This window comes from Pseudomonas migulae NBRC 103157 (assembly GCF_002091715.1).
Taxonomy (GTDB): Bacteria; Pseudomonadota; Gammaproteobacteria; order Pseudomonadales; family Pseudomonadaceae; genus Aquipseudomonas; species Aquipseudomonas migulae_A.
On the sequence record NZ_BDAG01000085.1, the window covers coordinates 1 to 6243 of the forward strand.

The window sequence follows — 6243 nt, forward strand, 5'->3', positions numbered from 1 at the left end:
GTTAGACCACACTCATCTCGCGGTATCCGACGAGCATTTGGACGAGCTCTCACTGGCCATCGCCGCGTTCTGGGAGTCCATACCTAAGGATGTCTATGATGATTCCATTACCACGATCCCTCCGTGGTTTGAGAGGGCACAGGCCAAGGACAACAAGGGTGCTCAGCGTTGAGTCTCCCCGATTACTGCATGCTCAGTCCCCACCACAGCTACAGGCTAAAACCAAACGCGCACCGACAAACCTCATGAGGGCCTAAAATGAATTTCGTTGAGTTGGTTCAGCACCAAGCCGAGCAAGTCTTTGGCAACAAAGCCAAGGCCGACGCTTGGCTGTGCCAACCGAAAAACACCCTCGGTGGAAGCACACCATTGGAGCTCGTTCACACTGAAGAGGGATACGAACTCGTAAAGGCTGAGCTTGAAAAACTCAGTCACGGATTCGCCTGCTAATGCGAGCTCCCCCTCCTCCAAGCCCAGGACTCTCATGATTGTTTTTGATCTCAACACAAACGATGCGGAATCCCTTCTCCGGCACGTTGAAGAATTCAAGCCGAGCTCGGACGACCCGCGCGAGGATTCACGACTGCGGAGATGCGCTTGAAGCCCTCGTCGCCATCAATAGCAGAGCGACAAGATCCCACCAAACTCTCCTACTGCTACGCTGACCTTTTCCATGGAGGAATCGCGATGCCAAATTCAGACCTGCTCCCTTCCCTACTCTTCAAAATCAATCAAAACCAGCTTGCCCTTGAGGCCGCCATTATGGAACTCACGCTCTGGGTCGAGCAGCGTGGATCGGGCGAGGTTGTCTGTCCAAACAATCAAGACTGAAACCCAATTCGACTTGGTGGATGCCGACTCTTGAAATCATTTTTTGCAGATCCTATTTATGATGTCGGGCCGGCGACGGAGGGTCTCAAAGCGGCGTGTATCGATCAGTCGGATGACATCTGATGTATCACCGGCAGCACCGAGCGAGACTTAGCCGAGATGGAGCGATGCATGGTCAGCTAACGGCTCGAACATAGGAATGCTGTTCTTCGCTTAGCCGGTCTGTAGGTTGAAAACGAAATCTTATCAAGTGTGGAGAGTTATCGTGTCAAAGCCTCATTCTGAAAGGCGTGAGCGCAACTCGACGCTGAAAAATTTCAGACTTCAGTGGGCGCTGATGAATGCTTACGAACGTTTCGAACAATTGGTTGTTCTTGCGCTCAGTCTCATCATCGCGTCTGTGATTATGATGGCGCTACTGCAGCTCTGTCGGAGGGTCGTGCCGTTGTTGATCGGTGGTGCGATTGATCCTCTAGACCACAATGTTTTCCAGGCCCTCTTTGGCTCAATCTTCACCGTGCTGATAGCGCTGGAGTTTAAGCATTCGATTGTGCGCCCCGCCCTACGACGCAACAGCATCGTTCAGGTTCGCACAGTGCTGTTGATCGCCTTGCTGGCGCTCAGCCGGAAGTTCGTTATTCTCGATTCTGCCGCTACTCCTGCGCTCACCATTGCCGCACTAGGATTTGCCACCCTCGTGCTCGGCATCGTCTGCTGGCTCTTACGAGAGTGTGATAAGAATGAATAGCTACAAGGGCTTCGCAATGCCAACAATTTTCCACTGAGAGAACATCGAAGCCCGCCAGAAATGGCTCGACACCAAAAGCAAGATCAGCCGGTAAACGTGCTCAGATCGCAAAGTCGGTGGAAGGCCTCCTTGCATGGCACGCTCGTGAGATCGGCTTTCGTGAGAATAATACTGCCGCCTGAGCTCCCGCGCGATGCACGCGGGTTGATCCATGGTGCGGGGCCGTCTGTCACACGACTTGACCGGGTCACGATGCGCACGCAGTAGCCCGTCAAAAAATGACATTCAATTGAATTGTTCTAGAACATGATTCGTGTGCATTCAGATGTCTTAGACTGTTGCCGACAGCCACGGAGCCATCATATCGACATCATCAAACGGCCTGTCGCCTCCCATGGTGTCCGGTAGTCGCTCGTGGAGACCAACACTCCCATCGCATCGCGCCGCAAATAAATAATGGATCGTCCTGAGAGCAATATGTCTAGACCTTACCAAAGTCTGCTTCGAATATTGCTAGGCGCGCAGATAATCGGGTTTGTCTACTTGGTGGTCATGGGCATAAATGCTCTTTCATGCCATCCTACTTCTCCTGCCTTGTTCTCGGAGATGGTCGATATTGTTGACTCTGGTTTATCTAGATTTTTTTTAAGTGGCGAACAAAGCCTGAAAGCCCGCTTGGGCTACGAATCGTTAAGAGCACTCGAAGTTAAACTTAGTTTGGAAAACAACATGAGTCTTGTCTTCCGTTTAGCCCCGTTGCTGGGCCTAATCGGGCTTTTTGCACTATTCGCTATCTTGCGCAGGCTGTTGCGGAGGCGGCAGGTAAAAAAAAGTAAGACGGTTTGCCTGCACATATTCGCCAAGACTGTGAAGCTCACGCCACATGTATTTCAAGTGTGTGGAACGTGCAGAGCTAGCGTCAGATATCCGGCACATGAGTCAGTTTGCTCCACCGGTGTATGGGTAATCGAGATCGCCCTAAACTCGTCGCTAGTACGTAAGGTCACTTCGCGTGCGATTAAGGAGTTAGCGCTGCCGGTCATCAGGCGGGAGATCAATTTGATTGTAATAGGTGTTTACCGAAACAAGGCGGAAGCTGCTGCCGTGATCAAGCTACTTAAGGAAAAATACGATGTGCGCGGCTGGGTGGTTCAAGGAAATTGAAATCGAAGGTTTCAGGGCGCTATTGATTGGAGCGCTTAATGGTCGTTCATGACGCGGTTCGGGTTATTGCCCTGACGGGCGGGAAGGGTGGAGTGGGTAAAACGATTACTGCCATCAACCTGTCTGTTGAACTGTCAACGATGGGCCGACGCGTCGTCCTGATGGATGGCGGTCTAGGACTGGCAAATATTGACGCGCTGTTGGGCTTGAAACCGCAGTATACGTTGCAGGACGTCATCGAATCCCGCTGCGAGATCCGGGATACCTTCATCGACGGGCCGGCTGGAGTGTTGATAGTGCCGGCGGCCTCTGGGGTTCAAGGTATGGTGTGCTTAAGTGCGGCGCAACTGGGGGGGCTGATCTACGCGTATGATGAACTTGCAAAAGATATCGACATATTGGTGGTAGACACGGCAAGTGGTATTGGCCATTCCGTCGTCAATCTGGTGGCGGCATCTAGCGATATTTTGATCGTAGTGTGCGATGAACCCGCTTCGCTAGTGGATGCGTATTCATTGATCAAGCTGCTGCACCGTCAGCACGGAGCAAGACGCTTCAAGGTACTCGTGAACATGACGAAGTCGCAGTTCGAAGGACCCCAAACATTCGCCAAATTAAATAATGTCTCATTGGAGTTTCTTGGTATTGCATTGATCTATGTCGGCGCACTGCCATACGACGAACATGTGAAGAAAGCAATGCTGAAGAGAGCATCTGTCGCAGCAGCTTACCCCAAGTCAAAGTACTCATTGGCACTGAAGCATATTGCACGCACCCTGGACCGAGGACCGCTTAATACTGCTGATCGGGGAGGTGTGTCGTTTTTCCTGCCGCGTTCTTTTAGGCGCGCTCACTCAGAGGCGCAACATGAACAGGCTATTTCCGAGGTTCCTAATACAGCGTGGCAAGGGATATGAATGAAGATATGACGATATTGGTGGTCGATGACTTCTCTACCATGAGACGTATCATTAAGAACCTGCTACGTGAACTGGGTTATAAAAACGTGTTCGAGGCCGACGATGGCGTGTCGGCACTGCGGATACTGCAGAAAACGCCTGTGAATCTTGTCATTACTGATTGGAACATGCCCCAGATGTCCGGCTTGGAACTCCTGCGTGCGATACGCGCCACCAAAAACTTGAAGCATCTGCCAGTTTTGATGGCGACGGCAGAAGCGAAACGCGAGCAGATCATTCAAGCAGTGGAAGCTGGGGTGAATGCCTATATCGTCAAACCCTTCAATGGCTCTACCCTCGAAGAGAAAATCCACCGTATCGGCGACCGAGTTCAATGGGCGGGGCACTATACAAAACCAGCTTGACGCTCGCGTGAGACGAATTATTATTCAGTTGCTACTCACGAAAACGGACCATTCCCAGGGTCACGGAGCATGGTTGATTTTTGCTGCCAGCCACCCCTTTCGCCTATCACCATAAACCCCGTCAGATGCACGGCAATCCAAGCGCGTCCAATGATATCGGAGCGCGCAATACTATAAGAGTCTAAAAACATAAAACCTATGCCTCAGAAAAATGAACTTCATTAAAGAGTAGACCTCTAATAAAAATACAGCATTCTACTATCTATACAACGACAGAAATTGCGATGTCTGGCTCAGACAATATCATTCCGTGTATGTGTGCGAGCGGTATTTCAGATTAGCTCCATGGCCGCTATGCCCGTGACACCGTGCCTGATCGACGCAGTATTTTCGAGTTAGCCAGCGGATTCTCAACAGTTAATTGGTATCTCTGCCAGTTACGAAGTTGTCATCATACTATTTTACTGGCAGATTTTTTTGCTACTCGCCGAATCGGGATCTTGAGCGAATACTTTACCCATCCAAACAATACATGAATGCAAGATATGAAGAGGTAATTTGATGGCAATTGAAATACCACAACCTTGCTATCAACAATGGAAGTTGCATTTGAAGCGCGCTCGAAGCGGCGAATCCAAACCCAAGATTCTCGCGAAGGCAATTCGGGCGGATATCGAGCAGGGTTTATTACAGCATGGCCTCCGACTTCCGCCTCAGCGGCACCTTGCGGATAGTTTGAGTATTAGTTTGCAAACGATATCAAACGCCTATCAAGAGCTAGAGCGCCAGGGATTCATACGCTGCGAAACAGGGCGTGGCAGTTTTGTTTCTAGGCCAATCAGTGCAAATGTTGAAGATGTAATTCTCGACAAGCCGCAGTCATGTGGCACTGACTTTTCTAATGTAAGAATAATACATACCCATAAGCATGAACGCTTATGGCGCGACACGTGTTTAGCGCTGAGCAACGAGCATCACCAGCCCTGGATCCATGCATTCCGACCGATAGCGGGGCTTGAAACGCACCGTGAAGCGGCTAAACTATGGCTGTCACGGCATGGGGTGGGCACTGAGCTTGATGACATCCTCATAACCAATGGAGCGGCTCAGGGATTGTTTCTTGCACTGGCTTCTTTGGCGAGCATTAATGATGTCGTACTCTCCGAGGGTGTTACCGATCATGGCATAATCGGTATTTCCCAAGTGTTAGGCTTCACGCTGAAGGGCCTTGAAACAGATCAGCACGGAATTGACCCAGAACATTTTGAATATATGTGTAGCAATGAGCGCGTCACAGCCTTGATTTGCACACCTAACTTCAACAATCCGACAACAACATTGATGCCGGATAGTCGTCGGCGCGAGATCGCTAAAATTGCGAGGCATTTTGGAGTTTGGGTCATTGAGGATGATGTTTTCGGCCCACTTGTTGGGGAGCATCATACCCCCCCTATCAGTCATTATTTACCAGAGCTCTCCTTCTACTGTACAAGCATGACAAAGTCTGTACTAACCGGGCTGCGCATAGGCTATTTGGTAATGCCAAAAAAATTAGCCTCACGGACGAAAAGCATTCTCCGGGTCAATGGTTTGATGGGCACGCCGATCATGGCGGAGATCGCATCACGATGGATCAGTGACGGTAGCGCCGACGCCTTAATTCAAGTACAGAGAACACTTTTATCTGAGAGGCAGGCAGTGATCAGTGAATATTTTTCTGATTACATTTTAGGTCAACATCATTACGCACTGAGTGCCTGGATTAGAGTCCCCGCCCATTGGGAACTCGATAGTTTGATACGCACGCTGCGTAAGAGAAATATTGCCATCACCCCGTCTGATCCATTTACTGTTCCTGGAGTTGCCAGACCGCAAGCAGTTCGAGTATGTGTGGGAGCCGAGTGCAGCCTTGACGAGATGAGAGCTTCGATAGGGATAATGCGTGAGGTTTTCGATTTACCTTCGTTTAGCTAGAGGCTTTACACTAGTCTGTCACGCATTTTCCCTCCTGCTTCTGCGACGGGCTGACTCTCTTTCAGCGATGTGCATGAAGTGGCGACAAGAGAATTTTTGAATAATCGCGAATAGGGAACATTAGTGCGATAACGCCACCTCTGAGACTGGCTCGCGGAACGGAACTGGGAGCGAAGGTGTCATTTGTATTAGAGACCTTAGT

7 protein-coding genes are annotated in these 6243 nt (G+C 50.2%); all 7 read left to right on the forward strand.

The window, feature by feature from the left end; genetic code table 11:
* The first annotated feature begins 258 nt into the window (after positions 1 to 258).
* The 7 genes from PMI01S_RS30610 (at position 259) to ehuR (ending at position 6041) form a co-directional block, all read left to right on the forward strand.
* Positions 259 to 450, forward strand: coding sequence for an MbcA/ParS/Xre antitoxin family protein (locus PMI01S_RS30610; RefSeq protein WP_084323894.1), 192 nt, complete (start codon positions 259 to 261; stop codon positions 448 to 450).
* Positions 451 to 687: 237 nt separating this feature from the next.
* Positions 688 to 831 (forward strand): hypothetical protein, encoded by a 144-nt coding sequence (locus PMI01S_RS31810; protein WP_167362921.1) that lies wholly within the window; start codon positions 688 to 690, stop codon positions 829 to 831.
* Between the two features lie 337 nt (positions 832 to 1168).
* Entirely contained in the window at positions 1169 to 1579 is a 411-nt protein-coding gene (locus PMI01S_RS30615) for a phosphate-starvation-inducible PsiE family protein (protein ID WP_090473962.1), read from the forward strand.
* A gap of 477 nt (positions 1580 to 2056) precedes the next feature.
* Positions 2057 to 2743 carry a hypothetical protein gene (locus tag PMI01S_RS30620; protein ID WP_084323896.1) on the forward strand — a complete coding sequence of 229 codons (687 nt, stop codon included), beginning with the start codon at positions 2057 to 2059 and terminating at the stop codon, positions 2741 to 2743.
* Positions 2744 to 2781: 38 nt separating this feature from the next.
* Positions 2782 to 3660, forward strand: coding sequence for a MinD/ParA family ATP-binding protein (locus tag PMI01S_RS30625; RefSeq protein ID WP_084323897.1), 879 nt, complete (start codon positions 2782 to 2784; stop codon positions 3658 to 3660).
* Positions 3657 to 4067, forward strand: a complete 411-nt coding sequence (locus PMI01S_RS30630; RefSeq protein WP_084323898.1) for a chemotaxis response regulator CheY — start codon at positions 3657 to 3659, stop codon at positions 4065 to 4067. Before PMI01S_RS30625 ends, PMI01S_RS30630 begins: the two co-directional genes overlap by 4 nt.
* 561 nt (positions 4068 to 4628) lie before the next feature.
* Complete coding sequence (gene ehuR / locus PMI01S_RS30635) at positions 4629 to 6041, forward strand: MocR-like ectoine utilization transcription factor EhuR (RefSeq protein WP_084323899.1); 1413 nt, start codon at positions 4629 to 4631, stop codon at positions 6039 to 6041.
* Positions 6042 to 6243: the final 202 nt, after the last annotated feature.

Excerpts from the sequence above, each read along its gene's own strand:
- PMI01S_RS31810 (WP_167362921.1), top strand. The coding sequence starts at position 688 with ATGCCAAATTCAGACCTGCTCCCTTCCCTACTCTTCAAAATCAATCAA.
- PMI01S_RS30610 (WP_084323894.1), top strand. The coding sequence starts at position 259 with ATGAATTTCGTTGAGTTGGTTCAGCACCAAGCCGAGCAAGTCTTTGGC.
- PMI01S_RS30625 (WP_084323897.1), top strand. The coding sequence starts at position 2,782 with ATGGTCGTTCATGACGCGGTTCGGGTTATTGCCCTGACGGGCGGGAAG.
- PMI01S_RS30620 (WP_084323896.1), top strand. The coding sequence starts at position 2,057 with ATGTCTAGACCTTACCAAAGTCTGCTTCGAATATTGCTAGGCGCGCAG.
- PMI01S_RS30630 (WP_084323898.1), top strand. The coding sequence starts at position 3,657 with ATGAATGAAGATATGACGATATTGGTGGTCGATGACTTCTCTACCATG.
- ehuR (WP_084323899.1), top strand. The coding sequence starts at position 4,629 with ATGGCAATTGAAATACCACAACCTTGCTATCAACAATGGAAGTTGCAT.
- PMI01S_RS30615 (WP_090473962.1), top strand. The coding sequence starts at position 1,169 with ATGAATGCTTACGAACGTTTCGAACAATTGGTTGTTCTTGCGCTCAGT.